This window comes from Halorubrum sp. SP9, from assembly GCF_005435015.1.
In the GTDB taxonomy this organism is placed as follows: domain Archaea; phylum Halobacteriota; class Halobacteria; order Halobacteriales; family Haloferacaceae; genus Halorubrum; species Halorubrum sodomense.
In genome coordinates this window covers 1-512 of the sequence record NZ_SGXU01000312.1, presented here as the reverse complement: position 1 = coordinate 512, position 512 = coordinate 1, and the positions used below count along the sequence as shown (strand labels likewise).

Below are 512 nucleotides of genomic sequence, written 5' to 3'. Positions count from 1 at the left end.
AGTCACGGACAACTCTCACATCCTGCTGACGGATTAGGGCTACCGCGGCCCTCGGAATATAGTCTGAACGGTCGTATGAGTCACCTGCTTTCTCATCAACCACCCTAACAACCTTTTCACCTATCGGTCTGAACCACACCCGCCACCGATTATCCCATCCACCAGAAAGCCGTGAGGCTGTGTATAGTTCGTCCTCGCTTTCGATACGTGGTGGGTGACGTTCGACTTCAACGTCCATCACGGAGCCTCCATCGCCTCGGTATCAAGGTACTCTTGGCTCGCTTTCAACCCCGCCCGTGCCTGCGTATGAGCTGCTTCGTTGCGTCCTCGGTTCACACGACTGATCCGCCACTCATCGAAGCGTCCGAGGAAACTCATCAAGGCGTGACGGAAGTACGACTCGTAGTCGTCGCGGCAGACGTGGCGAACAGCAGTCACAAGCGACTGGTGATCGACGTGGCACAGGATGGCTGACTCGTCGTAATCAAGTGCCGCTCTGACCCCAGTAATCA

General features: G+C 56.1%; 2 protein-coding genes. Both read right to left on the bottom strand.

Annotated features, from left to right (window positions below):
- Positions 1-238, bottom strand: a 238-nt coding sequence (locus EXE45_RS17680) for a hypothetical protein (protein ID WP_137695103.1), incomplete at its 3' end; no start/stop codon positions are given.
- Positions 238-512, bottom strand: a 275-nt coding sequence (locus EXE45_RS20975; protein ID WP_137695102.1) for a reverse transcriptase-like protein, incomplete at its 5' end; no start/stop codon positions are given. The genes EXE45_RS20975 and EXE45_RS17680, both read right to left, overlap by 1 nt.